Genomic DNA, 541 nt, shown 5'->3' on the forward strand with positions numbered 1-541 from the left:
CTACCGACCACTGTGAAGAATAGTTTTTTACTATCCCAACCAGACGCATTTTTTTTATCTTGTTTCCAATTTTGATTGATTTATTTTCACTAATTTTCCAATTTTTTAATGAACCTTGTAAATACGCAGATTCTATAGCTACTTCATTTGGCTTGTCCGGAAATTTTCCATTTATTAATCTTAGATGCCCTAATCTGATTGACTTTTTATCCATCCAACCAACTGTTGCAAATCTATCGTTACTAACTTTAGTTTTTCCTATAATTTGATATACCCCTGCCGTTATTTCCTTGTTTTTATTCAGCAATGATGTTTTCGTTTCTGAAATATTTGTTAACACACCGGTATGTTCTCCGTAAGTATTCTGGGCCTTTTGTTTAATTGCCGATCTTACAGATGCAGAAGCAGTGAAAATAGAAGCTACTGATGATAGAACAATGGCAATTGAACCAGCGATCAGAAATAACCATTTTTTTCGCGATAAAAGAACTTTTATGCTTAAATTAAACATTTTCTTGTGCCACCTGCAATCTTCCGTTTT

Annotated in this window: 1 protein-coding gene; it reads right to left on the reverse strand. The window is 33.3% G+C overall.

Annotation, left to right across the window (positions count from 1 at the left end):
* Positions 1 to 541: hypothetical protein (locus ACLWS4_RS37360; RefSeq protein WP_416876476.1), on the reverse strand; the 541-nt coding region annotated here is incomplete at both ends.

Origin of the sequence: Kitasatospora sp. SC0581, assembly GCF_048159585.1 — a bacterium.
In the GTDB taxonomy this organism is placed as follows: Bacteria; Actinomycetota; Actinomycetes; order Streptomycetales; family Streptomycetaceae; genus Kitasatospora.